This is a genomic window from Micromonospora sp. DT233 (assembly GCF_049841815.1).
Classification (GTDB): Bacteria; Actinomycetota; Actinomycetes; order Mycobacteriales; family Micromonosporaceae; genus Micromonospora.
Window position 1 is genome coordinate 114,736 of record NZ_JBNCLB010000006.1, and the last position, 25,678, is coordinate 140,413.

Below are 25,678 nucleotides of genomic sequence, written 5' to 3' on the forward strand. Positions count from 1 at the left end.
ACCGGAGTGTCTTCGAAGCTGCTCCGAGGGACGGTGGGTGTAGTAGAATCGTCCGCGAACGCCTTGGGCGCCCTTAGGGCCACCAGGGTTCTGGTGTGAACTTTGAATGGCGCTCTCCCGAATGCGGGTGGGCGCCATTCACTTTCCGCGCCCTGTCTCCTGCACGCCTACCACGCCGATCGTCACCAGGGCATTACGCTGTGCCAGCGCGAAATCCGGGCGCTGGCCCCCGTCCCTGGAGTGGAATGCGTGTCTGAGGCGACAGCACAACTGCTGAAGCAGCGGTTCTCCCCGGAACGGCTGGGTGCCTATCAGGCCGCGGTGGGCGGCGACCTCGATCAAGCGGTGACGCTCTACGAGTGGAACGCCACGATGAGCGGTGCTTTCTGGATCACGCTGGGCCACGTCGAGGTGCTGATCCGCAATGCCATGCACCGTCAGTTGACGGACTGGTCCACCCGGACCCACGGGGAGCCACGCTGGTATCTCGATCCGGGCGGCGTCCTGGACGGCCGTCGTCACAAGCAGATAGCCACAGCGCGCGAGCAGGCCACCCGCGACGGCCGGCAGGAGACTCCCGGACGGGTCGTCGCCGAACTCACCTTCGGGTTCTGGCCCTTCCTACTCACCCGTTCCTACGACCGCTCCTTGTGGCCGTATCTGCGGGCCGCCTGGCCAGGCAAGCCCCTGCGTCGGGAGATTCACGGGCCGCTGGCCGAGCTGCACGAGCTGCGCAACCGGATCGGCCATCACGAGCCGATCTACAACCGGCCACTCAAGGAACTGCACACCAAGGCGCTGGACCTCGCCTGTTGGACATGCCCCGACACCGGGGCCTGGATCGCCTCACGTTGCCAGGTGCTCCCAGTCCTTGAGACCCGACCCTGGACAGTCCGCGCCTCTCCCGCGCCGTCGCAGCGGCGGGGGCAGGGCCGACCGGTCCGGCGCTGACACGAGCAATGGTCAGTGCGTCATGGATTACCAAACACCAGCCGTGGAAGGCCCGGGGAGCGGACGAACTCCGGCCGGCGAGCTGACTGGCCGGGAGGTTCGGGCACTTGCGGTTCGGCACATCTGGAGCTGAGCCGTTTACGTCATCGCCGTCGGGGCGGGCCATCACCGTCGCGTCACCTACCGCTCCGCTGCCTGCTGTCCGACTGTTCACCGAAACGTGGGTCCTCGTCGCCTGCCGGGGACCGGGCCGACGGCCGACGGGACGAACCGTCACCGCCGCCGGAGTTACGCTCCGGACATGTACTGCTGCTATCGATGATCGTGAACCGCGAACACCCAGAATGCCAGGGCTGGCGGGGCGGTTGAGGGTGAGGGCCTGTGGAAGACGCAGCACTGGAGCGCCGTCGGATTCGTCGCGGGCGGATCGCCACGTCCTTGGCGTTTCTGCTGTTCGGAACGGCGCTGGGGGTATGGACCGCGCGCATTCCGGCGGTCAAGGAGAAGCTCGGGCTCAGCGACGGCCGGTTGAGCATCGCGCTCCTGGCCTTCGCTGCCGGCTGCATCGTCGGCATGGCGGTGCTCGGCCGGCTCACCGATCGCTTCGGCAGCTCCCGGGTGCTCGTTCCTTCGGCGGTCCTCGAAGGTGCGCTGCTGGTCCTTCCCGGTTACAGCGAAACCCTGCCGGTGCTCTCCGTCACCCTGTTCTTCTTCGGGGCGACGCACGGGACGTTGAACATCGCGATGAACGCCAATGCGCTTGAGGTGCAGCGGGCTGCGGGCAAGCCCATCATGTCGTCGTTCCACGCCATCTACAGCATCGGCGGCTTCCTCGGGGCCATCGTGGGCAGCTTCTTCGCGCGCAGCGGGGCCGGCGTCGGCGTCACCTTCCTCACCGTAGGCGCGGCCGTGTTGGTGCTGGCCCTCTGGGCGGCGCTGTGGGTGCTGCCCGCAGCGACCGACTCGACCGCCCCGACCGAGCCGTCCGGCGCGGAGGCCGCCGTCGAGTCGATGGCCACCGAGCAGGAACCCGCCCGCCGGCCCATGCTGCTGGTCTTCTTCGGCGTGCTGGTGCTGTGCACGCTCGTCGGGGAGGGCGCGGCAGCCGACTGGAGCGGGGTGTACCTCCGGGACAACCTGGAGACCAGCCCCGGCTTCGCCGCGTACGGATTCGCCGCCTTTTCGATCATGATGACGGTGGGCCGGCTCTTCGGCGACCGGTTGGCCCGCGCCCTGGGGCCCGTCACCCTGGTACGGCTCGGTGGCGCGCTGGCGGCGTCCGGCCTCGGCGTCGCCCTCCTGGTGAACCATCCGGTCGCCGGCGTCATCGGGTTCGGGCTGCTGGGCGCGGGCCTGTCGAGCATCGCCCCGCAGGTCTACTCCGCCGCCGGGAACCAGGACCCGAGACGCGCCGGCCGGGCCCTGTCGACCGTGGTCAGCATCGGCTACCTGGGATTCCTTCTCGGGCCCATTCTCATCGGCGCCGCGGCGACGGTGGTGGGGCTGCCGCTCGCCCTGTGGATTCCGGTGGTGCTGGCGGTCTTCGTCGCGGCGGGAGCCACCGCCCTGCGGGTGCCGACCGGCTCCGGCGAGAAGCGGGACGAGCCCTCGGTGCGGGCTGCGGGAGCGGAGCGCTGACGTGGTAGGGCCAGTTGTAGGACGGTGATGTGTTGTCGGCACAAGGAGGCCTGGTGCGAGCACCGTGATCGCCGTGCTGCTGTCGGGTGCGGGGACGCTCGGCAGGTATTCGTCCCTGGTGGCCAGAGGGGTGATCCGCCTCAAGGCGACCACCACGAGCGACATCGACCGGTTGCCTCGCTACGACGTACCGCCCGATGTGTCGCCCCTCGATCTGCTGCTGGCCGACCGCGAGAAGGACGAGCGGTGATCTACTCGACTCGTCGGCCCTGATAACGCTGCTCTCCGGGCGCACCTACGCCCACCGAGCCCCGCCGCTTCAACGAGCGTGCGGTGTGACGATGACTTGGGCGCCAACGGCCACGACCTGTTCGCCAGTAAACATCGCCGGTGCCTGAAGGTGGAAAGCGGTCCCGTCGGGCAGCGGAACCTGCAGGAACCACCCGTCGAGCGTCTGCACCAGGTCGCTCTCCCTGCCGTTGACCTGCACCGTGCTAACCCGCTTCGCGCCAATCACGGAGCCCATCAGATTTCTCTCGGGAGCCTCGACAAGATTGACAACGAGTGTCTCGCCGGAGTCGGGGGCGCGCAGGGTCACGATCTTGTTGTCCTTGAAGGCCGCCAACCGCCAGCCTGCTGGAGCGAGACGCACCTGCAACGGCACCGGCTGGGCATCATCTGCCACGGTCGCGGCCAGCGCCCGCACCGCCGCTTCAGTGCCGAAGCGGCCGTGGCCGGTGAGCGTGACCCACTGGCCAGGCCGGCGCTGCCAACTCAGCACCACCGACGTGCCCCACTGCTCATGATGTTCGACTACGAAGCCGGGTACGCCCTGCAACGAAACAGACCGGATCCGCTCAGGCGCGTCTTGGGGCACATACCGACTGTCGACGCCGAGGTAGACATCGCTGACGCCATCAGCCGCCAGGAAGACCGCCGTCATCATCGGCCGGTCGTTGCCCTGCTCGTCCCGACCAACACCGCCACTGAAGGTCGGCACCGCCAGGCCAGCGGGGCGAGGACGCAGCCCGAGGGGATACACCGGCGCGTCGAACGCCACGAGCTGCACGCCCGTCGACCGGCCCGCCGGCGCACGATGCTCCGACAACACGAATGAACCGCCAGCCGCCGCGGCAACCACGACAGCAACGGCGAAGCCGAGGCCCACCCGCCGATGTTGAAGCGCCCAACTCGGGCGACTCCAGCCCCATCGACGGCGGGCCGGCGCAGCCGGGGCCATCTCGGCCATCAGTCGGTGACGAGCACTGGCTAGGGCCGACAAAGACACCGGAGGCGCGTCCGGACCGTGCTCGCGCAGCAATTTGAGATCGTTCATAGCAACTCCTCGTCGATCATTGCGGAGCTGAGAGATTCACGAGTCAGGCGTCGGGCTCGGTTCAGCCGGGACCGGACCGTGCCAACAGGTATGGCGAGCACCGCAGCGATCTCGGCGTAAGACAACCCGGCCCACGCCGTCAGCAACAACACGTCCCGGTCCCCGCGCCTCAACCGCGCTAGAGCGGCAGCCAACTGCTGGCGCAGGGCCTGCGCGTCCGCCCGGTCGGTGGCTTCATCGTCGCTCGACATCACATCGCTGGTGATGACGGCCAACCGGGCCAACATGCGGTAGCGGCGCTTCTCCTGCCGCGCCTGTCGGTGCAGCACGTTCGTGGCGATGCCGTACAGCCAGGCCTGCGGACCAACGCCCTGCGATCGATAAGTCGACCTCCGCCTAAACGCAATCAGAAACGTCTCAGCCAGCAGGTCGTCAGCAGCGCTACCGACCCGGCGCGCCAGATACCGGTGAACGGCCACAGCATGCCGGTCGAACAGCGTCGCGAACCGCTCCGGACACTCGACCGACTCGCGCAACAACAGGTCATCGTCCACCAGCTGCGACGGTGCCACGAGCTGCGCCGGAGGGGGCCGCTCCGGTCGAGAGCCGGCCGGCTCACCCAAAGAAACATCCCTCGCTTCGTACGTTGCGCTCACACCTGCTTATGCCCGCAGAGCGCGACCGGGTTCACGACGCCGCCTACCAGAAGCGCCTGGCCCCCAACGATGTCGGCCGGGTCGCCACGGCCACCGCCCGACTCAGCTCCGGATATGCCGGAAAGCATGACCTGCCAGGTACGGGCCGGTGGTCAGCAATCGACGGGACGAAAGTCACCGCCGCCGCAGTTACCCTCCCGGCATGTTCCGTGCGGCTCGGCCCGGCGACTTTGCGCAGATCATGAGCCTCTACCGGCAACTTCACCCCGACGACCCGGTCCATGAGGACGGCTCCGACGCGGCCGCCTTCCAGCAGATCCTCGACTCTCCAGGGCTGCACCTCTTCGTGCTCGAACTGGACGGGGCCCTGGTCGCCACGACGTACCTCAACGTGATCCCGAACATCAGCCGCTCCACGTCGCCGTACGCGGTCATCGAGAACGTCGTGGTCGAGGCATCGCGGCGCGGCACGGGCCTGGGCAGGCAGACCGACCTCCCGCCCCACCCCAACGCCCCGGGCCGGGGCGGGGCGGGGCGGGTGGGGTGGAGGGCTAGCGCAGCGAGGCGCGGGCCGAGAAGGCGATGCTGGCCAGCAGGAAGCCGCCGTTGACCACCGTGAACGCCACGATCACCCAGAAGACCAGGGCCGGGGCGAACGCCAGCACCAGCGCCGCCACGAAGATCACCGCGCCGTAGTCGCGGACCAGCTTCACCAGCCGCACCGGCAGGCTCGTCGAGGTGACCATGCTGGCGGCGTTCGGGCCGGCCTGCATCACCGAGGTCACCAGGTTCACCATCCAGGTGCCGGCGAAGAGGGCGACCAGCCAGGTGGGCGTCGATGGGCGCTGCGCCACGGCCGTCGCCGACAGGGCGGCGACCAGGGCGATCTGGGCGGCCACGTCGCAGAGCACGTCGACCCGGGCGCCGGCCGCGCTGCCCTGCCCGGTCACCCGGGCGAGCTGGCCGTCGGCGCAGTCCAGGGCGTACGCGACCTGCCAGCCGACCAGCGCGACCAGGCCGACCGCCCAGGCGGGCACGTCCCCGGCGGCGACCCGGTCGGCGAGCGCCACCACCGTCACCGAGGTGGCCAGGCCGAGCAACAGGTTGGCGATGGTCAGCGCGGTGGGGCGCAGGCCGAGACGCTGGGCGACCAGCGCGAAGACCGCGCCCAGCCACTGGCTGATCGACTCACTGAACAGGCCACCGCCCCGGTTGACCCGGTGGAAGTCGGCTACGGAGGGGCGGGACGGCTCAGCCAAGGTCGCGGATTGCACCGGCGTAGTCTGCCAGCCGCCCACGCGTCTCGGAAGGCGACATCGCCAGGTGCTCCAGAATGGTGTACCGATCGGGGCGGGTCTGCGGCGCGAACTGCACCGCCTCGACGAACTGGTCGTCGCTCAACCCCACCTCGGCCGGGGTGACCGGCAGGTTGTGCCGCCCCAGGCAGGCGGCCATCTGCGCGAAGCGCGGCAGGTCCCCGCGCAGCCAGGTGCAGAAGAGCGCGCCCAGGCCGGCGAGCTCGCCGTGCGAGGCGGTGCCGGGGTGCAGGGCGTCGACGGCGTGCATGATCTCGTGGCAGCCGCCGCTGCACGGGCGGCTGGTGCCCTCGATCGCCATGGCCAGGCCGCTGGAGATCAGCGCCTCGGCCAGCACGGTCACGAAGGCGTCGTCGGTCATGTCGCCGGGGTGGTTGAGCACCGCCTCGGCGCCCATCCGGGCCAGCGAGGCGGCCAGGCCGTCGAGGGCCTCCCCGCGTACCTTGCGGGCCAGCTCCCAGTCGGCCAGCGCGCTGATGTTGCTCACCACGTCGCCGATGCCCGCCCGGTTGTGCCGGTCCGGGCCGCTCTCCACGAAGTCCAGGTCGACGATCACCGCGATCGGGATGTGCACCCCGTAGGAGCCCTTGATCCCGTCGGTGATCAGCGACGCCACCGGGGAGGCGATGCCGTCGTTGGCGAGGCTCGTCGCCACCGTCACCATGGGCAGCCCGCGCCGGGTGGCCGCGTACTTCGCCACGTCGATCGTCTTGCCGCCGCCGATGCCGACCACCGCGTCGTACGACCGGGCGCGCAGCTTGCCCCCCAGGTCGTCGGCGGCGTCCAGGGTGCCGCCGGTGACGGTGAAGACATCGGCCGTACGCAGCGACGGCCGGATCAGCTCCGCGATCTGCGCGCCCTGACCGGGCCCCACCACCACCGCCACGTCCCCGCCGGAGGAGATCCGCCCGTCGGCCAGGATCGTGGCCAGGTCCGCCACCGCGCCCCGCCGCACGTCGATGTGCAGCGGGGTGAGCACCGTGCGGGCTAGTAGTGGCACGCGATCTCCCGCGCCCGGGCGAGGTCGGCGTGGTTGTCGACCTCGACCCAGGAGACGTCGCCGATCTGCGCCGCGCGCACCTCCCCGCCCCGGTCGGCGAACTCCTGGTAGCCGTCCTCGTAGTACAGGTTCGGGTCGCGTCGCCAGGTCGCCTCCAGGGCGTCGGCCAGCGCCTCGGCCACCTGCGGCTCGATCAGCGTCGCCCCGATGTACTCCCCGAACGCCTCGGCCGGGTCCATCAGCTTGGTGATCCGGGTGAGCTGGCCGTCGGCGTCGAAGGTGGTCTTCATCTCCTCCTCGGCCAGCGGCTTGATGCTGTCCACGGCGAGCAGGATGCCGGGGCCGCGCTCGGCCAGCAGGGTCTTCTCCACGCTCACCGGGTGCACCGTGTCGCCGTTGACCAGCAGGACCCCCCGGGCGAAGTGCTCACGGGCCAGCCAGAGCGAGTACGCGTTGTTCCACTCCTCGGCCTTGTCGTTGTGCACGAGGGTGATCGTCACGCCGTAGCGCTTCTCCAGCTCCGCCTGGCGGGTCACCACCGCGTCGGCGGCGTACCCGACGACGATCACCACCTCGGTCAGCCCGACCTCGGCGAGGTTGCCCAGCGCGATGTCCAGGATGGTGATGTCACCGTCCACCGGCACCAGCGCCTTGGGCAGGGTGTCGGTGTACGGGCGCAGCCTGCGCCCCGCGCCGGCGGCGAGCACCAAACCGATCATGCGACGTTCTCCCTCGTCCGACTCCGGGTCACCGGTGGAGGATAGCGCCGCCGCCGACCAGGCCCGCCGTCAACCGGGGTTCAGCCCGGCAGCGCGGCCAGATCCGCGAGTACGGTCAGCCGCTCGTCGGCGCTCAGCGCCACGTACGGGCCGGCGGCCCGGCGGTCGGTCTCCAGCTCGATGGCGAGCCGCTCCGGCCCCGCCGCCAGCTCGCCGATGCTCAGCGCGGTGTGCCCGGCCGCCGTCCACGCCGCCGCGTGCGCGTCGGCCCGGTGGTAGCGCAGCGCGCCCAGCCGGTTGAGCAGCAGCACCCCCGGCGGGGCGCCCTCCGGCTCGTGCGGCGGGGTCGTCACCGCGAAGGCGTCGCCCGCGCTCTCGGCGTCCTCCTCGGCCCGGACCAGCGCGTACGTCAGCAGCCGGCCGCAAGCCTCGACCAGCCGGAGCACCCGGGCGTCGTGGCCGGCCCACAGTTCCTCGGTCACCTCGGCGTGCACCTGGTACAGCTCGGTGAGGAAGGCGAGCCCGCGCTCGGTGGCGGTGAAGCAGCCGTCGGGGCGGCGGTGCAGCATCCCGTACGCCACCTGCTTGTCCAGCGCCCGCTTGCAGGAGGCGGCGTCCCGGTAGCGGGTCACCGCGGCGAAGCCCGCCGGGTCCACCGTCCCGCCCGGCGCGGCCAGCCGGGTGCGGAACTCCACCAGGAAGCTGGTGGCGGCCGCCCCGCCGTACCGTTGGCTGAGCTCCGCGCCGCCCCAGTCGCGTCCGGCGAGGATGCCGGCGGCGAAGACCCGGTCGATCGCCGGGGCGACCAGCCCCGCGAACCGGTGCGGCGCGAGCTCGACGTCCTCGCTCACCGACCGATCGGGCGCGGGGCCGGGAAGGGGGCGATGTCCTCGGTGTCGACGGGGCCCCGGGCGTCGGGGGCCGGGAGCCGCTGGGGGGACCGGCGCGGGGCGAAGCTGCGGCCGTCGTCGTCGACGATCAGGGCGTCGGCGCAGCGGAGAGGCTCGGTGGGCACGTCACGACAGTAGCGAGCCGGGGCCGCAACGGCGACGCCCCGTTCGGTTCCGGCGGGGTGCGGGCGGGGTCGGAGGGGGGAAACGACGGCGGCCCGGCCCCCGAAATGGGGACCGGGCCGCCGGTGCTGCCGGTCGGCGGGGCGGGCCCGCCGTCAGGCCAGGGTCACGGGCCGGTGAAGACCGCCTTCGCCCGCCAGTCGACGCCGTCGACGCCGGGGCCGCTGCGCACGGTCCAGGCACCCGAGGGCGCCCCGTTGGCCCAGGTCGCCGAGGAGAGCTTGCCGGTGGTGCGGCTCACCAGGTAGATCCGGGAACCCGCGACGAAGACGCTGCCCGCGTCGGCGAAGCCGGTCGCCCCGGAGACGGTGAACTTCTCCGCTCCGACGGTGCCGCTGTCCGGGCTGAACCAGCGCCAGAAGAGGCCGGCCTGGCCGCTGAGCGTGTAGTAGAGCCGCCCGTTGGCGTAGAACATGCCGGTGACGTTCGCGATCTCCGGGTAGAAGCTGACCGTGTTGCCCCGGTACGTCTGGCCCTCCGGCTTGTCGACGCCGGTGCCCACCGTGTCCCAGAGCGGGTCGTGGTACGGGTCGACCAGCTTGGTCGCGCCGAACGTGGTGCCGTCGAACGTGCGCCGCCACAGCGCGCCGTTGAGCCCGTAGAAGAGGGTGCCGCCGACCCAGAACGCGCCCTTGGCCGAGGACCAGGCGGTGCCGTCGGGGTTGGCGACCGAGGCCGCGGTGCCGACCGCGCTCGTCCCGTCGTAGGTGCGGCGCTGCACGGTGTTGGCCGTGCCGATGCCGGCCTGGTAGAGCTTGCCCGGCAGGGTGGCGACGGTGGTGGAGTGCGGTGCGACGCCGCCGGTCAGCGGCAGGAACGAGATGCGCTCCCGGCGGTACTTGCGGTTACCCATCCACGGCTGGTCCGAGCCGAGCCAGAGGCCCTGCGGGGTGACCAGCAGCTCCGCCACCCCGTACCCGCGCGGGTTGCGGCCCGGGTTCCAGGTCAGCGGCAGGCCGTTGAGCGGGTCGAGCGCGGCGATGCTGGGCCGGGCGACCGCCCCCGGGAAGGCCGTGTTCGTGGCGGAGGTGTTGTTCAGCCAGCGGAAGTGCCCGCCGACGTAGACCGTCTTCTCGGTGATGGCCGTCGAGAGGAACGTGTCGCCGCCGCTGTAGTTGATCCAGGTCGGCTGGACGCTGGTGCCGGTGGAGGCGGTGTCCCAGCGGGCCGCGGCGTCGCAGAGCGTCCCGGCGTACGGGCCGCCCGTGGTGACGATCACGAAGTAGCGGCTGTCGGGCGAGAAGGCCACGTCCCGCACGTACGAGTCGAACTTCTTGTAGTCGCAGCGCGCCTCGTAGCGGGTGGTGTTCCACGCCGAGACCGTCGCCGAGGTGCTGCCCAGGGCGAGCCGGACCACCTGGTCGTGCTTGGCGCCGTTGGCCTTCTTGAAGTTGCCGATCACCACGAGCTGGGTGCCGTCGGGGGAGACTGCGAGCTTCTCCGCGCCGATGCCGGCGGTCGCGCCGGCGACCCCGTCGTAGTTGTGGTGCTCGGTCAGCTTGGCGGTGAGGTATTCGTCGATCGCGCCGGTGGTGGCGTTCACCGAGACCAGGCCGCCGCGCGCCTTGCCGTTGACGGTGGTGAAGGTGCCGCCCACCAGCAGCCGGGAGCCGACCCGGGCCACGTCGTTGACCAGGCCGTTGAAGGCCAGGTTGGGGAAGCTGGTGACCAGGCTGCCGGTGGAGAGGTTGACCAGGGCCAGCTTGCGGCGGGTGGTGCCGTTGACGGTGTTGAACTTGCCGGCGAGGAAGACGGTGCCGGCGGTGGGGCCGGCGAGCACGTCGAGGACGTCGCCGTCGACCACCGGCGCGAACGCGGTGTCGACCTTGCCGGTGGCCTTGTCGAAGGACAGCACCGCCCTGCGGGGGATGTCCGTGTTGGAGTCGCGGTTCTGCGCGAACTTGAACGAGCCGCCCACGACGACCTTGCTGCCGGCGTCGTGGATGGCGAAGACCGTGCCGTCGGTGATGTCGGGGGTCAGCGCGGACGGGACCGTGCCGACGACGGTGGTGTGGTCGGGCGCGGCGGGCGCCGGGTTGGCGACCAGGATGCCGCCGGCGGTGAGGGCGGCGGTCAGGACCGCGAGGGGTCGGCGGGTGAACGCCGGAAGACGGGTCACGGGCAACTCCGGAGGAACGGGGAGAACTGGGGTGGGGGGTGCCTCCGCGGGACCGGGCGGGCCGGTCGGTGCGGGCCGGTCGGGGAGGCGACGACCGGGACGAAGAGTCTGTGAACACCTTGGACCATCGGCGGCGCGGCGTCTACCCCGGGGTGGCCGGGGGTGACGAAGTGAACCACGCGTCGGCGGTCAGCTCGCGGAACGCGGCCAGCCCCTCCGGGTCGTCGTCGAAGGTGCTGTCGTACGCCGGCTTGGTCTGCTTCGCGGCGAAGTAGACCGCGGCCTTGATCCGGGGCTGCCGCTTGAGGTACGTGTGGGCCTCGCGCAGCCACGCGCCGCGCTGGCCGGGCGCGCCCGGGTACGTCACCCCGAACTCACCGATGATCACCGGCCGGGGGTGCTGGGCGGCGAACGTCATGAAGGTGTCCATCTGCGCGGCGAACCCGTCGAACTCCTTGCCCGGATACACGTCCGTGCAGAGCCAGTCGACCTGGTCGTCGCCCGGGTAGTAGGCGGCGGCGTTGCGCGCGCCGTCCACGAAGCCCTGCACGTGCGGGCACCAGACGAAGGCGGCGTTGGTGGTGCCCACCTGCGTGAAGATGGCCCGGATGTGCTTCCAGGCGGCGATGTAGTCCTCCGGGGAGTGCACGCTGGGCCGCAGGTTGGGCCGGTCCATCTCCCACCGCCAGCGCAGCAGCAGCGGCACCCCGAACTGCTTGATCTTCTCGGCCCGCTGCCGGATCAGCTCGTCGTGGACGCCGTCGCGGATGGCCCGGGTGTCGGTGCCGGACCAGGAGATCATCTGCAGCTTCCCGGCCGCCTGGAAGCCCTCCTCGGTGCGGCCGGGGAAGTCGTCGGTCCAGTCGTGGAACATGTGCGCCAGGGGGAGCTTCGACCCAGTCTGCTCGGCGAAGGCGGCCAGCGCGTCGACCCGGCCCTGCGGGTTCTGCACGTCCGGCTTCACCCAGGCGCCCAGCCAGGCGCCCTTCGCGGGCAGCTGCGGGCCCCACCCGGTGGTGACCACCCCGTCCACCGCGCGGGGGGCGGCGTTCGGCGTGGCACCGCTGGGTGTGGCACCGCTCGGCGTGGCCGGGGGTGGCACGAACTCCGGGGCGTCCTTGGTGCAGGCCGTCAGGGCCAGCGTCGACCCCAGCAGGAGCACCGCCGCCGTGTGGAACCGCTTCATTGTCTCCGCGCCTTCCCCGTGCTGACGCCACCGGGCGCCGGTGGCAAACGTTTCGTGGCCGGTCGTCAGCCGTTTTCGTGGCCGGGCTGCGGCCCTGTCGTGGTCGGTTCTCGGCGTCGCCGGCCGCGCCGCAGCGCCCGCAGGGCGTCGAGCTGGAGCACCCGGCGCAGCCGCCACACCCCGGCGGCGTACCCGATGCCGCCGAGCAGCGCCAGCACGGCCAGGGTCACCGGCCCGGCGTCGGTCACCGCGCGGACCAGCAGCGCCGGCACCCCGAAGCAGGCCACCGCCAGCCCGGCCGCGACCAGCGTCCCCCGGCCGAACGGGTGCAGCCGGTACGCGTGGTGCAGCTGCGCCAGCGGCACCAGGTTGGTGATCACAATGGACGCCGACCAGGCGACCGCCGCCCCCATGATGCCGTGGTCGGGGATGAGCAGCACGTTGAGGAGCACGTTGATCCCGGTGCCGGCCAGCGCGTTGTAGAACGTCCAGGACGTCCGGCCGGCCATGTTGAGCACCGTGTCGACCATGCCGCAGCCGGTGGCCAGCAGCATGGTCAGGGCGAGCAGGACGGTCACCCGCTGCCCCGCGGCGTACCCGTCGCCGAAGAGGTGCAGCATCGGCTCGGCGAAGACCGCGAAGAGCAGGTACGCCGGCCAGGCCAGCAGCACCAGCCAGCCCGTCGCGGCCTGGTAGAGCCGCCCGGCGGCGGCCCGGTCGTCGCGGGCCAGGTGCTCGGCCAGCCGGTGCTGCACGGCGGTGGAGAGCGCCTGCCCGGAGAGCTGCCCCAGGGCCAGGAACCGGGTGGCCGCCGTGTAGAGCGCCGCGTCGGCCAGCCCGCGCAGCGCGCCGAGCAGCACGATGTCGAGCCGCTGCACCGCCATCTGGGCCAGCCCGCTCAGCGCCCGGGGCCCGCTGTAGCGCCAGTACGGGGCGAACTCCGCCCGCAGCGACGCCGCCGGGGCACTCGCCCCCCGCTCGGCGCGGCGAACCAGCCGGGCCAGCCAGAGCGCGCCGAACCCGGCGGCCGGCAGGTAGGGCAGGGCCCAGGCCAGCGGCAGCGCGGTGGTGGCGGAGAGGCCGAAGGCGGCGACCAGCCCCACCCCGGCCACCTGCAACCCGGTGCGGCCCAGCCGCTCGACCAGCAGCAGCGGGCGCATCTTGCCGAAGCCCCGGCAGGCGGCCAGCGCGAAGTCGCAGAGCGCGGCCACCGGCACGAAGACCAGCAGCACCCGCAGGGCCCGCACCGCGCCGGGCACCGGCTCGTCGAAGGTCAACGCCACGATCCGGGGCGCGGCCCACCAGCCGGCCAGCGCGATCAGCGTGCCCACGCCCAGCACCGGCAGCAGCCCGACCAGCACCGACGCCCGGATGCGCTCCGGCTGGCCGAGGGCCCGGTAGCGGCTGATGAAGTAGACCGAGCCGACGCCCGTGCCCAGCCGCGCCGCCGCGTACGCGATCATGAAAGCGCTGGTGGCGGCGAAGAAGAGGCCGGCCTCGGCCATCGACCAGCTTCGGGTGACGACGATGTTCAGGCCGAAACCGGCGACCGCCGCGACCGCCACCCCGAGCAGGTTCACCACCCCGTGCCGGGCAGCCCCGCCCAGCTCACCGCCGGCCGGCCGGGTCGGCGCTACCGTCGCCACGACGGCACGCGTCCCCACCAGGTTGCCAACCGCTCGTCGTACGGGGCGAAGTGCTCCTCCAGCCGGGCCCGCAGCGCCGGGTCCAGCGGGGAGCGGGACCGCGCGTTGTGCTTGCCGAAGGCGATCTCCGGGCAGTGCGGCAGGCCGAGGAAGTCACAGACCGCGTCAAACGCCGGCCGGGGGTCGGCGAAGAAGTCGTCGGCGTCGACGACGTGCAGCCGGTCCCGGCCGACCAGCGACTCCAGCCGTTCCAGCTGCTCGACGTAGCGCCCCCGGGTCAGGTAGGCGTTGTGCTGGAAGTGGTGGCTCTGCGCGGTCGGGTCGGCCAGCAGCCGCTCCCGCTCCCCGGCGATCCGCTCCTCCTCCAGCTCCAGGGCCCGCGCGAAGCCCTCCGTCTCGAAGCCCCGGGCCAGCTCGTGCGAGTGCGCCGAGTACGCCCGCTCCACCGGGTCGCGCAGCAGCACCAGCAGCCGCACCTCCGGCAGGTCGTCGGCGATGCGCTGCCCGGCCAGCGGGTGGAACATGTAGTACGGGCTGGACTCCCCGGTGATCCCGCGCACCCCGACCCGCTCGCGGACCGCCTCGGCCCGGCGCACCGTCGGGAAGTGCCCGAGGTACCAGTCCATCCCCCGGTCGTAGCCGGTGTCGAAGTAGTGCACGCCCTTGTGGTAGACCGCCGGCAGCACCGCCGGATGCTGCGACAGGGTCTTGAACAGCGACGTCGTGCCGCACCGCTGGGCGCCCACGATGAGGAAGTCGGGGGCCAGCCGCGAGCCGGCGGTCAACCGCCCGTACGTCCGACTCACCGACCGCACCGCGCGCCGCGCCCGTGCCTTGACCACCGTCACGTCGTCACTCCTTCCGCACCCGGCCGCCCGGCCAGGTGCTCCTCCACCGCGGGCAACAGCCACGCGGCCACGTGTCCCAGCCGGGCGCCCGCCTCGGCCTGCCGGTCGCGCAGGTAGCGCGCCGCCAGCTCGACCAGGTAGAGCACCGCCACCAGGTCGGCCACCCCGGCCGGCTGGCCGAACCCGGCCAGCGTCGCCTCGGCGTCGGCGATCAGCCGCCCGGCCGCCTCGCGCGGCTCCACCCCGGCGCGGGTGACGGCCGTCTGCACCCGCCGGTGCAGGGCGTCGAAGCCCACCGGCACGTCGTCGGCGAAGCGTTCCCAGTCCCAGACCAGCACCCGGCCGTCGGCCAGGGCGGCGCTGTTGCCGCCGTTCCAGTCGCCGTGCCACGCCCCGAGGTCGAGCACCGGGTCGACCCGGCACACCCGCGCCAGCGCGGCGCGCAGCCGCACCGCCTCCGGCCGGTCGCCCAGCGCCGCCAGCTCGTCGGCGAGCCGCCGGGCGTGGGCACTGCCGGCGTACGCCCGGCGGTCGACGCCGACGCAGCGGCTCACCGCGACCATCGCGGCGCGCTCGGCCTCGGCGGCCCGCGCGGGCGCGGCCCGGGGCAGCCCCACCGGCAGTGCGCTCTGCACCAGCAGGGCGTGCCCGCCCCAGCCGCCGTGGTGCAGCACCTCCGCCACCGCGATGCCGGGCAGGTCGAGCCCCGCCAGCCGGGCCAGCGCCGCCGCCTCGGCGTCGACCAGGGCACGGGTCAGCGGGTCGACGCCGAGCTTCGCGTACCCGATCGGGTCGCCGGCGGCGTCGAGGAGCTGGACCACCGGCTTGCGGTTGGCCCGCGCCGGGCCGATGTGGATGCTCAGCAGGGCCGGGCGGCCCAGCACGGCGGCGAGGTGCGCGTCGAGGGAGTCGGCGGCGGCGTCGACCACCAGCCGGTCCCGGAACGCCAGCCGGCCCAGCCCGGTGCGGAACGCGGTGGCCAGCACCGCCCGGCGCAGCCGGGCCTTGGGCCCCTGCGCCTCGGTGGAGTGCCGCACCGCCCCCGCCGCCGCCCGCCGGGAGCCGACCGGGACCAGCAGCCGGGGCCGCGCGGCCGAGGGGACCACCGCGTACCCGACGCGGCCACCGCGCCGCAGCGCCGGTCGGGCCGGCGCCGGCCAGACCACGCCGGCCAGCTCGGGCAGGTACGCGCCGCGCGCGTCGGCGCCCGGGGGTGGGGTGAGCATCAGCGGAACCGCCGTTCGGGCAGGGCGAGGGGGGTCGGCGGCTGCCCGGCGGCGAGCCGGGCCTCCCGGCGCAGCGCCCGCAACTCCAGGTCGTTGCGGGCGAGCAGGGCCACACTGATCAGCCCGTACGCCAGGGTGGTGTTCAGCGCGCCGTAGAGGAACTGGAAGAACAGCATGAGGATCAGCACCAGGCTGCCGGCGATGCCGATGGGGGTGTGGTCGTGGCGGAACCGCCACAGGCACCAGAGGAAGAACGCGCTGTAGCAGAGCGCGCCCACCCAGCCCTGGCCGACGAGCAGGTTCCACAACTGGCCGTTGCTGCCCAGCTCCCGGTTGCCGCACTGCTTGCAGGTCGCCGACTTGCCGATCGCGATGGACCGGTTGCTGCCGATCAGCGCCCGGTTGCCGCCGTAGCCGAGCACCGGCGAGTGGTTCGCCGCCTCCACCGCCCCGTTGGACAGGGTGGTGCGGATGTCGTCGCTGTGCCCGTTGGCCGTCCGCTCGTTGATCAGGTTGCCCAGCGGGGAGGCGAGCACCGCCACCCCGGCCAGGCCGGTGGCCAGCGCCAACCCGACCAGCACGACGATCCGGCCGCGCAGCGCCATCCGCACCGCCACGTAGACCGCGCCGACCACCAGGCCGATCCAGAGCCCCCGGTTGAGCGAATAGACGATCGGGAAGACGGCGGCGGCCACCACCAGGAAGCCGAGGAGCCGGCGTGGCCCCCGGGCCAGGGCCACCCAGCCGACGATGAACCAGATCAGCAGGATCGCCATGTTCTCGCCCCAGGTGTTGGTGTACTCGAAGGGGGCGGCGGGGCGGGGCGAACTGGCCGCCCCGGCGATCACCTCCTGCACCTGGGCGACCTCGACGTGCATCAGGCGGTAGACGAACGGTTCCTTGGCGATGACGGCGGGCAGTAGGTAGTTCAGCGGGGCGACGAACTTGAGCTGGGGGAACAACGCGCCGACGTACCCGCCGACGACGGTGACCACGGCCATGAAGCCGAAGAGCTTCAACAGCCGCTTGCGGGGCAGCTCGCGCTCGCTGAGGTTGAGCACGTAGAGCATCGTCACGGTCAGCGCCGTGTAGTTGAGCACCCGGATGCCCCAGCCGATGAACCGGCCGAAGCCCTTCGGGGTGAGCGTGTTGGGCGCGGTGATGTCGAGCATCAGCCCGGAGAGCACCACCCAGGCCAGCAGGATCAGCCAGAACCCGAAGCCCGGCGGCACCCGGACGGTGCCGCGCCGGTAGAGCTGGAAGGCCATCGGCACGGCCAGGATGGCGAAGATGAACGAGGGCAGGCCGAGCGCCCACCACAGCGGGTAGAGCACGAAGAGCGCGGTCACCGGCCAGGCCGTCGGCAACCGCAACGACCAGCGGCGATTCTCGCCGCCCGCCGCGTGCTGCGGCGGATCGGCAGGCTGTCGACCCGCCCGCGCCGGCTCCGGCCCGGGGTTGGGCCGCAGCGGTGCGGCCGTGGTCATGTCACGCTGACCTTGGCGGTCGCCGGGGCGTAGATCACCCAGGCCGGGCCGGCCTGCGGCCGGACCTGGTAGCCGGCGCTGTCGGTGATGTTGCAGACCATCTTCTGGCCGGGCTTGCTCCACGCCCCCTTGGCGCTGGCCGGCCCGGAGACCACCACCGCCGGCCCGGAGCCGTAGACCTTGGCGCTGGGCAGCTGGCGAGGGCTGGGCTTGCGGACGGTGATCGTGCGGTAGTCCATCGTCAGCACCGCCACCGTGGCGACGCTCACCGTGGCCTTGCCGACCCGGCCGCGCCACGACGAGCTGGCCGGGTCGTACGTCCAGGTCTGCGTCGGGTGGCCGGGCGCGGCGACGGTCAGCTTGCCGGCCGGGACGACGTCCTTGCTGGCCAGCGGGGTGCCGGCGGGGGCGTGGTCGAAGAGTTGGGTCGGCGCGGCCCCGCCGTCGGGGGCCGCCTTGCGTAACTGGGCCACCGACGCCCGGCCGGACGGGAACGCGGCGGCGCGCTTCGCCGGGGTCACCCCCGGCAGGCCCGCCGCCTCGAACTGCCGGACGAAGCCGGTGGGCCCGCCGGCGTAGCCGACGAACGGGCGCAGCACCCCGATGCTGCGGATGTCCACCGGCCGGATCTCGGTGACCGGCGCGACCCGCGCCGCGTCGCGGGACTGGTAGACGGCGGTGAGGTGCAGGCTGCGCGACTCGGCGAACTCCTGGTAGACCAGGTCGGCCTCGGCCAGCCCCAGCGGGCCGGTGCCGGCGGTCACCCGCAGCGGCACCGCCACGGCCTGCCGGGTCGCCACCGTCTCGGCGACCGGCCGCCCGGAGAGCGGCGCGGCCGGCAGGCTCGGCGTGGCGCTGGGCCGGGGCCCCTGTGCGCCCGGGTCCACCACGTTCGTCGCGGGCGGGTCGTCGGAACAGCCCGCGCCGAGCGCGGCGACGAGCACCGCCGCCAGCGTCGCGCCCAGGGCCCTGCGGCGGCTCACTCGCGCTCCCCGTGCGGGTCGTACGACGTCGAGTACCGGCCGGCCTCGGGGCCGTCGGCGTCCCGCGCCGAGCGGTAGACGGTGGACTTGCCGGGCGGCTTCGGCGGGGTCCCCGGCTTGGGGGGCATGTTCGGCGGGGCCTGCCCGGCCGGCGGCACCGGCTTGCCCAGGCCCGGCGGCGGGGGCTGCCCCGGCTTGCCGAGGCCGGGCAGCGGCTGACCCAGGTGGCCCATGCCGGGCGGCGGCGGGGTCTGCCCCGGGCGGCCCGTGCCGGAGGGCGGAGCCTGCCCCGGCTTGCCCAGACCCGGCGGCGTGCCCGGCTGGTGGCCCTGGGCGGGGTGACCCATGCCGGACGGGGGGTGCTGCCCGGGCTTGCCCAGGCCCGGCGGCGGGTTCTGCCCCGGCTTGGCCCCGCCCGGCGGCGGGTTCTGCCCCGCCTGGGGCATGCCGGGCGCTCGCCCGTCGCCGTCCCGCGAGCCGGCGCGGGGCAGGATCATCGTGGTGTCGATGCCCGGCGCACCGGGCTGGGGCCGCCCGGCCGGGGTCTGCCGGGGCCGGGGCGACGGCGGGCCGTCCCGCCGGGCGGCCGGGGCGGGGGAGGTCGGGGCCTGCGGGATGCTCGCCTTCGGCTTCCCGTTCGCCGTCCGCGTCGAGCCGCGCTCGGTCAGCCGGGGGGCGAGCACGGCACCGAGGATCGCCGCGTCGACCTGCTCGAACTGCCGCATCGCGGCGGTGACCTCGCTGCTGCGGGTCTGCCCGCCCTGGATCACCAGGATCACCCCGTCGACGTGCCGGGCCAGCGCCTGGGCCTCCACCGCCGCCGTCGGCTGGGCCGTCTCGATCAGCACGTGGTCGAAGCGGGCGGCCAGCTCGGCCAGGATCTCCAGCATGGTGGTGACCGGCAGCTCCACCTCGGTGTCCAGCTCGCCGGGGAGCAGCACCCGCAGCTGGTTCAGGTTGGGGGCGGGGGTCAGCGCGGTGAGCGCCGAGACGTCGTGACGCAGCACGTCGGCCAGGGTGTGCCGGGGCCGCACGTCGCCGAGCATCGCCGCCAGCGGGGAGTCCGGCTTGGTGGTGACCACCGCGACCTGCGCCCCGGTGCGGGCGTACGCGGCGGCGAGGTTGCCGACCACGAAGCCGGCCGCCGAGCCGCGGGAGGTGTCGCTGAGCAGCAGTTGCCGGCCCCGGCCGGGCTGGGACTCGGGCATGGTCGACAGCAGCACGTTGCGCAGCCGGCCCATCTCGCGGGAGACCTCGTGGGCCGCCGGCAGGATGGTCAGGCCGGTCGGCTGGGCGGGCAGCTCCAGCAGCATCGTCAGGCCGAGCCGGTCGGCGATGTCCCGGCCGCGCCGCACCCGGGTGTCCAGCCGGTCCAGCACCAGGGCGAGCACGATGCCGAAGAGCAGCCCGGCGCCGAGGCCGCTGGCCAGGTTGAGGGTGGTGTTCGGTGAGCTGGGCTGCTTCGGCAGCGGCGCGGCAGAGATGATCTCGCCGGGGTCGAGCGCGGTGCTCAGCAGCGGGCTCAGCCGGCCGTTGAGGGCGGCGAGCTGGTTGGTCAGCACGTTCCGGTCGGCCTCGGCGCGGGCCCGTTCGGCCGAGTTCGCCGGGGCCGCGGCGATCTTCCCCGCGACCGCGGCCAACTGCTTGTTGGTCTCGGCGATCTGCTGCTTCAGCGCGGTGGTCTCGTTCTCCATCGACCGGGTCGCGGTGGCCAGCCGCAGGTCGAGGTACGCCTTGGCGAAGGAGTCCGAGCCGACCTGCGCCGCCTGCGGGCTGCCGGCCTCGTACACGATCTGGAGCACCTGGCTGTTCGGCGGCACGGTGACCGACACGGCCCGGGCCAGGTCCTCCGGTGGGGTCGTGGTCTTCAACAGCGCCCGCGCCCGCTCGGCCACCACGAGGGACCGGATCACCTGGGCCTCGGTGTCGAGGTTGACCTTGGTGCCGGCGTTGGCGTCCGGGCCGACCTGGCGGACCAGCAGCGACGTCGTCGAGACGTACGTGCGGGTCTGCACCTGGCTGACCAGCATGCCGGCGCCCGCGCCGAGCAGCGCGGCCACCACGAGGATCCACCACCGGCGGCGCAGCCACTCCAGGTAGGTCGTCAGCGTGGGGCCGTCTGAATCGCGCAGATCGGCGTGGTGAGGCGAGGGCATCGGGCTGTGTCGCTTCCTTTGGACCGGGACCGGCCAGTCGGCCGCCGGCGGGCGGCGTCACGGCGGAACCCTGAGTCTCCCTGATCCGGCCGGCCAGGGGAAGCCGGCGAAGGTTCGCTTTCCCGCCGGGCGGGTCCGGGGGAGGATGGCCGGGTGCGGTTTGCCTACCACATCCAGAGCCACCGGTCGCCCGAACAGATGAATCGGCTGGTCCACGCCATCAAGCGGTACAGCCCGGCCAGCGTCGTGCACATCAGTCACGACGCCGCCGGCCCACCGCTGGACCTCGCTGAGCTGCATGCCCTGCCCGACGTGACCGTGCAGACCCACGCGGGCGGCTACGGTGACTTCAGTCATGTCGACCGCTACATGGCGGCCGTCGACTGGCTGAACGACCAGGGCGTACGGGTCGACTGGCTGGTGAACCTCACCGGCCAGGACTACCCCCTGCGGCCGTTGGGCGAGTGCGAGGCCGAGCTGGTCGACTCGGGCGCCGACGGGTTCATGGAGTACTGGGACGCCTTCGGCCCCGACAGCCACTGGCCGAGCAGCCGGGTCCGCTCCCGCTACCACTTCCAGCACCGCCGGGTGATGCCGCTCACCCCCCGGGGCAAGAAGCTGCTCCGGCCGATCCAGGCGCTCAACCGGGTGCAGCCGCTGGTGCGGGTGCACGTGTCGTACGGGCTGGCGGTGGGCCGGCGGGCCCGCACCCCGTTCGGGCCGGACCTGCGCCTGCACGGCGGCTCGGCGTTCTCCTCGCTGAGCTGGCCGGTGGTGGCGTACCTGCGGGAGTACTTCGACCGGCGGCCGGACGTGGTGGCGTACTTCCGGCGCTGTCTCTCCCCGGTGGAGGCGGTCTTCCAGACCATCGTGTGCAGCGCCGACCGGTTCACCCTGGTGCCCGACTGCAAGCGGTACTTCGACTTCCGGGGCAGCACCTTCAACCACCCGAAGTCGCTGACCGCCGAGGACCTGCCCCGGGCGCTGGCCAGCGGGGCGCACTTCGCCCGCAAGTTCGACTACGAGCGCGCCCCCGAGCTGCTGGACACCCTCGACGCACACCTGGCCGCCGCCGCCCGGCGGTGAGGCGGGCGGCGGCGGTCGGTCGCCGCCCGGCGGTCGGCCGGGGCCGGTCCGGCGTCAGTGGTAGCCGTAGCGGCGGCGCAGCGGCCAGGTCAGCGCGGCGACCAGCCGGCGGTTGCCCGGGGCGTACTCCCGGCGCCACTTCTCGTCCAGGGCCAGGGTGATCGGGCCGCTGCGCATCCGGATCCGGCCGCCGGCCACCGCGTGCGAGCCGGCCTGGTCGAACTCGTTGTCCCGCAGGAACGCCAACGGGTCCACCACCCCGGTCACGTCGGCGGTCAGCGCGGCGATCCGGCTCAGCTCGCCGCGCGGGTCGCGGACCAGGTCCTCGTAGCGGACGGTCACCCGGGGCACGCCGCGCCGGCCCAGCGCGGCGACCATCGCGTTGACCGTCACCCAGCGGCGGGCGGTCAGCCGGGCCGAGCGCTGGTTCATCCGGCCCTTCGTGGAGGTGCCCTCCGGCAGCTCGACGACCTGGCTCCACGAGTACGCCACCCCGCGCGGGTCGCGCAGCACGTGCACCAGCCGCAGGTCGATCTGCGGCGCGCGGGCCAGGATGTAGGCCAGCGAGGGGCGCTTGGTGGAGTCGACCACCACCTTCGCCCCGGAGACGTCGGCCACCGCGCGGTACAGCTTGGTCAGCAGCTCGGTGTAGCGGTCCAGGTCGCGTTCGAAGGCCGGGGAGGTGCGGGGGCTCAGGATCAGCGGCAGCCGGCCGGTCGCGTCGACCCGGCGCTGCAACGCCCGCACGTCGGCCACGTCGACGTTCGACCACCCGCCGTACGCCCGCCGGCCCACCTCGCCCCAGAACGGGCAGGCGTCGAAGTGCTCCCCGCAGGCGCAGCGGAAGTTGCGCTCGACCCCCGACTGCCACAGGTAGAACAGCTCGCCGACGTCGCAGTGCCCGACGAACTGGCCGAGCATCAGGTCGAGCAGGGTGGAACCGCTGCGCGGCATCCCGCTGACGTAGAGGACGGTGACCGGGTCGGCGGCCGTCCCGGTGCCGCCACCCTGCGCCGCCTCGGCCGTGTCGGTCATCCGCGATCCCTTCGCCCCGGTGGATGTCAGCGGCAGTCTAGGCGCGCGCCGGCGGGACGGGGCATTGGCGGAAGGTCCCGCTGTGCACCATCCGACAGTCGCGCGGATGGTGAGAGCCACTTCTGTTCCGGGCCGGGCGGCCGTTACATTGTGGCGGCGTCGCGCCGCCCGGTCGACCGCCCTCGCCGGGGCGCGTCCCGGGGCGCGGCCGGGGGCCGTGGGAGGCGATGGCGTGGAGTCTGGGGAAGTCATGCTCGTCGGGTCCAGCGGTGGGCACCTCGCCCAGCTGGTCGCGCTGGAGCCGTGGTACGGCGCACGGGCCCGCTCCTGGGTCACCTTCGACACCCCGGACGCCCGGTCGCTGCTCGGCGGCGAGGACGTGGTCTGGGCGTACCACCCGACCACCCGCAACCTGCGCAACCTGGCCCGCAACCTCTGGCTCGCCGTGCGGGTGTTCCGGGGCCGCGACGTGGCCGCCGTGGTCACCACCGGCGCGGGGGTCGCCCTGCCGTTCGTGGTGGTGGCCCGGCTGCGCGGCATCCCCACGGTCTACATCGAGGTGTACGACCGGATCGACACCCCGACGCTCTCCGCCCGGCTCTGCCGGCCCTTCCTCTCCGCGATGCTCGTGCAGTGGGAGGAACAGCGCCGGCTCTACCCGAACGCCACCGTGGTGGGAAACCTGCTGTGAGCTCACCGATCCCCCGTCAGCGGGCCCACCCGCCGGCCCGGCGCACCGTCCTGGCCATGGTCGGCACCGACGTGCACGCCTTCGACCGGCTCGTGGAGTGGCTGGAGCGCTGGCACGCCGGCCGTGACGCCCTCGCCCCGCCGGTGCGCCTCGTCGTCCAGCACGGGCGCAGCCGTGCCCCCCGGCTGCCCGACGCGGCGCCGTTCCTGGCCCACGACGAGCTGCAACGGGCGATGACCGAGGCGGACCTGGTGGTCTGCCACGGCGGCCCGGCCACCATCACCGAGGCCCGCCGGCACGGGCACCTGCCGATCGTGCTCCCCCGCGACCCGGCGCGCGGCGAACACGTCGACGACCACCAGCAGCTCTTCGCCCGCCGGCTCGGCGCGGCCGGGATGGTCCGGCTGGTCGAGACCGAGGCCGACCTGGTCGCGGCGCTGGACAAGGGCGTGGCCGACCCGCTGTCGTACGCCCTGACCGCCGACCCGGGTCGCCCGGACCCGCGGGCCGCCGCCGCCACGGCGGTGGGCCGGATCGTGGAGGACCTGGTCCGCAGCAGCCGGGCGCCGGGGCGGCGCAGGTGGTGGCGGTGAGCGCCCGGGTGCTCTTCGTCGGCGGCCTGGGCCGCAGCGGCTCCACGCTGCTGGAGCTGATCCTCGCCCAGCACCCGGACGTCTGCGCCGTCGGCGAGGTGGTCCACCTCTGGGAGCGGGCGCTCGGCGGCGACGAGCGGTGCGGCTGCGGTGAGCGCTTCACCGCCTGCGACTTCTGGCAGCGCATCGGCGAGCACGCCTTCGGCGGCTGGTCGGCCGTGGACCGCGCCGACGTGCTGGCGCTCAAGGACGCCGTGGACCGCACCCGGCACATCCCCCGGCTGGCCCGGGGCGAGCTGCCCGCCGCCGAGCTGGCCCAGGTGCGCCGCTACGCCGACCTCTACACCCGCATCTACGCGGCGGCGATCGCCGTGACCGGGGCGCAGCTGGTGGTCGACTCCAGCAAGCACGCCTCGACGGCGTTCGCGCTGCGCTGGGCCGACGACCTGGACCTGCGGGTGCTGCACCTGGTGCGCGACAGCCGGGCGGTGGCGTACTCGTGGGCCAAGCAGGTGCGCCGGCCGGAGGTGGTCGACGCCGAGGCGTACATGCCGACCTTCTCGCCGCTGACGGTGAGCAAGCTCTGGACGGCGCAGAACGCCGCGTTCCACCTGCTGGCCACCCGGGCGCCGGTGCTGCGGCTGCGCTACGAGGACTTCACCGCCGACCCGCGCGGCACGATCGCCCGGCTGCGCCGCTTCGCCGGCCTGGTCGACGACCCGGCGGCGCTGCGGGTGCTCGACCCGTCGCCCGCGCCGCTGGTGCGGGCGCACAGCATCGCCGGCAACCCGCTGCGGTTCAACGCCGGGCCGCTGCGGGTGCGCCAGGACGACGCCTGGCGCACCGCCCTGCCGGCGCGCAGCCGGGCGGTGGTCAGCGCCGCGACGCTGCCGCTGCGGCTGCGGTACGGATACGTCGGCCTCGGCCGCCCGGGTTCCACGGAGGCACCATGACCGAGCCGCTGACCGCGCATCCGTCGGTGACCGCGGTGGTCCCCACCCGCGACCGCCCCGAGCTGCTGCGCAAGGCCCTCGACGCGATCCTCGGCCAGGACTACCCCGGCCGCCTCGACGTGGTGGTGGTCTACGACCAGTCCGAGCCGGACCGCTCGCTGGCCGCCGACCCCCGGGTCACCGTGCTGGTCAACGAGCGCTCCCCGGGGCTGGCCGGCAACCGCAACACCGGCATCCTGGCCGCCACCGGCGAGCTGGTGGCGTTCTGCGACGACGACGACGAGTGGCTGCCCGGCAAGCTGGCCGCGCAGGTGGCGGCGCTCGCCGCCGCGCCCGACGGGGCGTTCGTGAGCTGCGGCATCCGGGTCGACTACGACGGCCGCCAGGTCGACCGGGTGCTGCCGGTGCACCGGGTGCCGCTGGCCGCCCTGCTGCGCGACCGGCACACCGAGCTGCACCCGTCGACGTTCCTGATCCGCCGCGCCGCGCTGCTCGACGGCATCGGCCTGGTCGACGAGGAGATCCCGGGCAGCTACGCGGAGGACTACGAGTTCCTGCTCCGGGCCGCCCGGCACGCCCCGCTGGTGAACCTCGTCGAGCCGTACGTGACGGTGCGCTGGCACAAGCGGTCCTACTTCGCCCAGCGCTGGGAGACCATCTCGGTGGCGTTGCAGTGGCTGCTCGACCGGTACCCGGAGTTCGCCACCGTGCCGGCCGGCGAGGCCCGGGTCAGCGGGCAGATCGCCTTCGCCCAGGCGGCGCTGGGCAACCGGGGGGAGGCGGTCCGCTGGGCCCGGCGCACGCTGGCCCGCAACCCCCGGGAGCCGCGCGCCTACCTGGCCCTGGCCGTGGCCAGCCGGACCGTCGACCCCGACCGCATCCTGCGTACGCTGCATCGACGCGGCCGGGGCATCTGAGCGACGGTGGGGGCGGGCCCCGGGCCCGGCGTGCCTCGCACCGGGCCCGGCGTGCCTCGCGGC

Annotated in this window: 25 protein-coding genes; 9 read left to right on the forward strand and 16 right to left on the reverse strand. The window is 73.4% G+C overall.

Annotated features, from left to right (window positions below; genetic code table 11):
- Window positions 1–249: 249 nt before the first annotated feature.
- From ACLQ2V_RS16250 to ACLQ2V_RS16260, 3 genes are all read left to right on the forward strand, one after another.
- Window positions 250–951 carry a hypothetical protein gene (locus ACLQ2V_RS16250; RefSeq protein ID WP_425719315.1) on the forward strand — a complete coding sequence of 234 codons (702 nt, stop codon included), beginning with the start codon at window positions 250–252 and terminating at the stop codon, window positions 949–951.
- Between the two features lie 438 nt (window positions 952–1,389).
- Window positions 1,390–2,589 (forward strand): MFS transporter, encoded by a 1,200-nt coding sequence (locus ACLQ2V_RS16255; RefSeq protein ID WP_425719316.1) that lies wholly within the window; start codon window positions 1,390–1,392, stop codon window positions 2,587–2,589.
- 64 nt (window positions 2,590–2,653) lie between these two features.
- A complete protein-coding gene (locus ACLQ2V_RS16260; RefSeq protein ID WP_425719317.1) occupies window positions 2,654–2,839 on the forward strand; it encodes a hypothetical protein in 186 nt (61 codons plus the stop codon).
- Between the two features lie 69 nt (window positions 2,840–2,908).
- Here ACLQ2V_RS16260 and ACLQ2V_RS16265 read toward each other — a convergent pair whose 3' ends face one another.
- Window positions 2,909–3,925, reverse strand: a complete 1,017-nt coding sequence (locus ACLQ2V_RS16265) for a hypothetical protein (RefSeq protein ID WP_425719318.1) — start codon at window positions 3,923–3,925, stop codon at window positions 2,909–2,911.
- Window positions 3,922–4,497: an RNA polymerase sigma factor gene (locus ACLQ2V_RS16270; RefSeq protein ID WP_425719319.1), complete on the reverse strand. Its 576-nt coding sequence runs from the start codon at window positions 4,495–4,497 to the stop codon at window positions 3,922–3,924. Before ACLQ2V_RS16270 ends, ACLQ2V_RS16265 begins: the two co-directional genes overlap by 4 nt.
- Before the next feature lie 286 nt (window positions 4,498–4,783).
- Here ACLQ2V_RS16270 and ACLQ2V_RS16275 point away from each other — a divergent pair, with 286 nt between their 5' ends.
- Window positions 4,784–5,191 (forward strand): GNAT family N-acetyltransferase, encoded by a 408-nt coding sequence (locus ACLQ2V_RS16275; RefSeq protein WP_425719320.1) that lies wholly within the window; start codon window positions 4,784–4,786, stop codon window positions 5,189–5,191.
- Here the strand turns inward: ACLQ2V_RS16275 and ACLQ2V_RS16280 are convergent.
- The 13 genes from ACLQ2V_RS16280 to ACLQ2V_RS16340 all read right to left on the reverse strand — a co-directional run bounded on the left by ACLQ2V_RS16280 (window position 5,133) and on the right by ACLQ2V_RS16340 (window position 20,340).
- Window positions 5,133–5,855 carry a CDP-alcohol phosphatidyltransferase family protein gene (locus ACLQ2V_RS16280; RefSeq protein ID WP_425719321.1) on the reverse strand — a complete coding sequence of 241 codons (723 nt, stop codon included), beginning with the start codon at window positions 5,853–5,855 and terminating at the stop codon, window positions 5,133–5,135. The genes ACLQ2V_RS16275 and ACLQ2V_RS16280 overlap by 59 nt on opposite strands.
- On the reverse strand, window positions 5,833–6,897 hold the full coding sequence (locus tag ACLQ2V_RS16285; RefSeq protein ID WP_425719322.1) for an iron-containing alcohol dehydrogenase family protein: 1,065 nt from the start codon (window positions 6,895–6,897) through the stop codon (window positions 5,833–5,835). The genes ACLQ2V_RS16280 and ACLQ2V_RS16285 overlap by 23 nt, the downstream gene beginning before the upstream one ends.
- On the reverse strand, window positions 6,885–7,616 hold the full coding sequence (locus ACLQ2V_RS16290) for a sugar phosphate nucleotidyltransferase (protein ID WP_425719323.1): 732 nt from the start codon (window positions 7,614–7,616) through the stop codon (window positions 6,885–6,887). Before ACLQ2V_RS16290 ends, ACLQ2V_RS16285 begins: the two co-directional genes overlap by 13 nt.
- Window positions 7,617–7,696: 80 nt before the next feature.
- Window positions 7,697–8,467: a hypothetical protein gene (locus ACLQ2V_RS16295; RefSeq protein ID WP_425719324.1), complete on the reverse strand. Its 771-nt coding sequence runs from the start codon at window positions 8,465–8,467 to the stop codon at window positions 7,697–7,699.
- Complete coding sequence (locus ACLQ2V_RS16300; RefSeq protein ID WP_425719325.1) at window positions 8,464–8,631, reverse strand: hypothetical protein; 168 nt, start codon at window positions 8,629–8,631, stop codon at window positions 8,464–8,466. The genes ACLQ2V_RS16295 and ACLQ2V_RS16300 overlap by 4 nt, the downstream gene beginning before the upstream one ends.
- Window positions 8,632–8,795: 164 nt before the next feature.
- Window positions 8,796–10,808: a hypothetical protein gene (locus ACLQ2V_RS16305; RefSeq protein ID WP_425719326.1), complete on the reverse strand. Its 2,013-nt coding sequence runs from the start codon at window positions 10,806–10,808 to the stop codon at window positions 8,796–8,798.
- A gap of 142 nt (window positions 10,809–10,950) precedes the next feature.
- A complete protein-coding gene (locus ACLQ2V_RS16310; protein WP_425719327.1) occupies window positions 10,951–11,994 on the reverse strand; it encodes a glycoside hydrolase family 26 protein in 1,044 nt (347 codons plus the stop codon).
- A gap of 65 nt (window positions 11,995–12,059) precedes the next feature.
- Window positions 12,060–13,640: a polysaccharide biosynthesis C-terminal domain-containing protein gene (locus tag ACLQ2V_RS16315; RefSeq protein WP_425719328.1), complete on the reverse strand. Its 1,581-nt coding sequence runs from the start codon at window positions 13,638–13,640 to the stop codon at window positions 12,060–12,062.
- Window positions 13,628–14,488, reverse strand: coding sequence for a sulfotransferase domain-containing protein (locus ACLQ2V_RS16320; RefSeq protein WP_425719329.1), 861 nt, complete (start codon window positions 14,486–14,488; stop codon window positions 13,628–13,630). The genes ACLQ2V_RS16315 and ACLQ2V_RS16320 overlap by 13 nt, the downstream gene beginning before the upstream one ends.
- Entirely contained in the window at window positions 14,485–15,714 is a 1,230-nt protein-coding gene (locus ACLQ2V_RS16325; protein WP_425719330.1) for a hypothetical protein, read from the reverse strand. The genes ACLQ2V_RS16320 and ACLQ2V_RS16325 overlap by 4 nt, the downstream gene beginning before the upstream one ends.
- The gene (locus ACLQ2V_RS16330) at window positions 15,714–17,201 is read right to left on the reverse strand and encodes an O-antigen ligase family protein (RefSeq protein ID WP_425719331.1); all 1,488 of its coding nucleotides are present in this window, start codon (window positions 17,199–17,201) and stop codon (window positions 15,714–15,716) included. The genes ACLQ2V_RS16325 and ACLQ2V_RS16330 overlap by 1 nt, the downstream gene beginning before the upstream one ends.
- Window positions 17,198–18,184 (reverse strand): DUF3048 domain-containing protein, encoded by a 987-nt coding sequence (locus tag ACLQ2V_RS16335; RefSeq protein ID WP_425719332.1) that lies wholly within the window; start codon window positions 18,182–18,184, stop codon window positions 17,198–17,200. The genes ACLQ2V_RS16330 and ACLQ2V_RS16335 overlap by 4 nt, the downstream gene beginning before the upstream one ends.
- Window positions 18,181–20,340 (reverse strand): lipopolysaccharide biosynthesis protein, encoded by a 2,160-nt coding sequence (locus ACLQ2V_RS16340; RefSeq protein WP_425719333.1) that lies wholly within the window; start codon window positions 20,338–20,340, stop codon window positions 18,181–18,183. Before ACLQ2V_RS16340 ends, ACLQ2V_RS16335 begins: the two co-directional genes overlap by 4 nt.
- Window positions 20,341–20,493: 153 nt before the next feature.
- Between ACLQ2V_RS16340 and ACLQ2V_RS16345 the strand changes: the two genes are divergently transcribed.
- Window positions 20,494–21,426, forward strand: coding sequence for a hypothetical protein (locus ACLQ2V_RS16345; RefSeq protein WP_425719334.1), 933 nt, complete (start codon window positions 20,494–20,496; stop codon window positions 21,424–21,426).
- A gap of 54 nt (window positions 21,427–21,480) precedes the next feature.
- On the opposite strand, the gene ACLQ2V_RS16350 is transcribed toward ACLQ2V_RS16345, so the two are convergent.
- On the reverse strand, window positions 21,481–22,461 hold the full coding sequence (locus tag ACLQ2V_RS16350; RefSeq protein WP_425719335.1) for a sulfotransferase: 981 nt from the start codon (window positions 22,459–22,461) through the stop codon (window positions 21,481–21,483).
- A 250-nt stretch (window positions 22,462–22,711) separates the two neighbouring features.
- On the opposite strand from ACLQ2V_RS16350, the gene ACLQ2V_RS16355 reads away from it, so the two are divergent.
- The 4 genes from ACLQ2V_RS16355 to ACLQ2V_RS16370 are packed head-to-tail and all read left to right on the forward strand — an operon-like array spanning window position 22,712 to window position 25,615.
- On the forward strand, window positions 22,712–23,152 hold the full coding sequence (locus ACLQ2V_RS16355) for a UDP-N-acetylglucosamine--LPS N-acetylglucosamine transferase (protein WP_425719469.1): 441 nt from the start codon (window positions 22,712–22,714) through the stop codon (window positions 23,150–23,152).
- A 56-nt stretch (window positions 23,153–23,208) separates the two neighbouring features.
- Entirely contained in the window at window positions 23,209–23,745 is a 537-nt protein-coding gene (locus ACLQ2V_RS16360) for a glycosyltransferase (protein WP_425719470.1), read from the forward strand.
- A complete protein-coding gene (locus ACLQ2V_RS16365) occupies window positions 23,733–24,698 on the forward strand; it encodes a sulfotransferase family protein (RefSeq protein WP_425719336.1) in 966 nt (321 codons plus the stop codon). Before ACLQ2V_RS16360 ends, ACLQ2V_RS16365 begins: the two co-directional genes overlap by 13 nt.
- Window positions 24,695–25,615 (forward strand): glycosyltransferase family 2 protein, encoded by a 921-nt coding sequence (locus ACLQ2V_RS16370; RefSeq protein ID WP_425719337.1) that lies wholly within the window; start codon window positions 24,695–24,697, stop codon window positions 25,613–25,615. Before ACLQ2V_RS16365 ends, ACLQ2V_RS16370 begins: the two co-directional genes overlap by 4 nt.
- The last annotated feature ends 63 nt before the right edge of the window (window positions 25,616–25,678 follow it).

Coding starts and splice junctions, on each gene's coding strand:
- ACLQ2V_RS16265 (WP_425719318.1), bottom strand. CDS start 3,925: ATGAACGATCTCAAATTGCTGCGCGAGCACGGTCCGGACGCGCCTCCG.
- ACLQ2V_RS16275 (WP_425719320.1), top strand. CDS start 4,784: ATGTTCCGTGCGGCTCGGCCCGGCGACTTTGCGCAGATCATGAGCCTC.
- ACLQ2V_RS16290 (WP_425719323.1), bottom strand. CDS start 7,616: ATGATCGGTTTGGTGCTCGCCGCCGGCGCGGGGCGCAGGCTGCGCCCG.
- ACLQ2V_RS16310 (WP_425719327.1), bottom strand. CDS start 11,994: ATGAAGCGGTTCCACACGGCGGCGGTGCTCCTGCTGGGGTCGACGCTG.
- ACLQ2V_RS16325 (WP_425719330.1), bottom strand. CDS start 15,714: ATGCTCACCCCACCCCCGGGCGCCGACGCGCGCGGCGCGTACCTGCCC.
- ACLQ2V_RS16330 (WP_425719331.1), bottom strand. CDS start 17,201: ATGACCACGGCCGCACCGCTGCGGCCCAACCCCGGGCCGGAGCCGGCG.
- ACLQ2V_RS16340 (WP_425719333.1), bottom strand. CDS start 20,340: ATGCCCTCGCCTCACCACGCCGATCTGCGCGATTCAGACGGCCCCACG.
- ACLQ2V_RS16350 (WP_425719335.1), bottom strand. CDS start 22,461: ATGACCGACACGGCCGAGGCGGCGCAGGGTGGCGGCACCGGGACGGCC.
- ACLQ2V_RS16355 (WP_425719469.1), top strand. CDS start 22,712: ATGCTCGTCGGGTCCAGCGGTGGGCACCTCGCCCAGCTGGTCGCGCTG.
- ACLQ2V_RS16360 (WP_425719470.1), top strand. CDS start 23,209: ATGGTCGGCACCGACGTGCACGCCTTCGACCGGCTCGTGGAGTGGCTG.
- ACLQ2V_RS16370 (WP_425719337.1), top strand. CDS start 24,695: ATGACCGAGCCGCTGACCGCGCATCCGTCGGTGACCGCGGTGGTCCCC.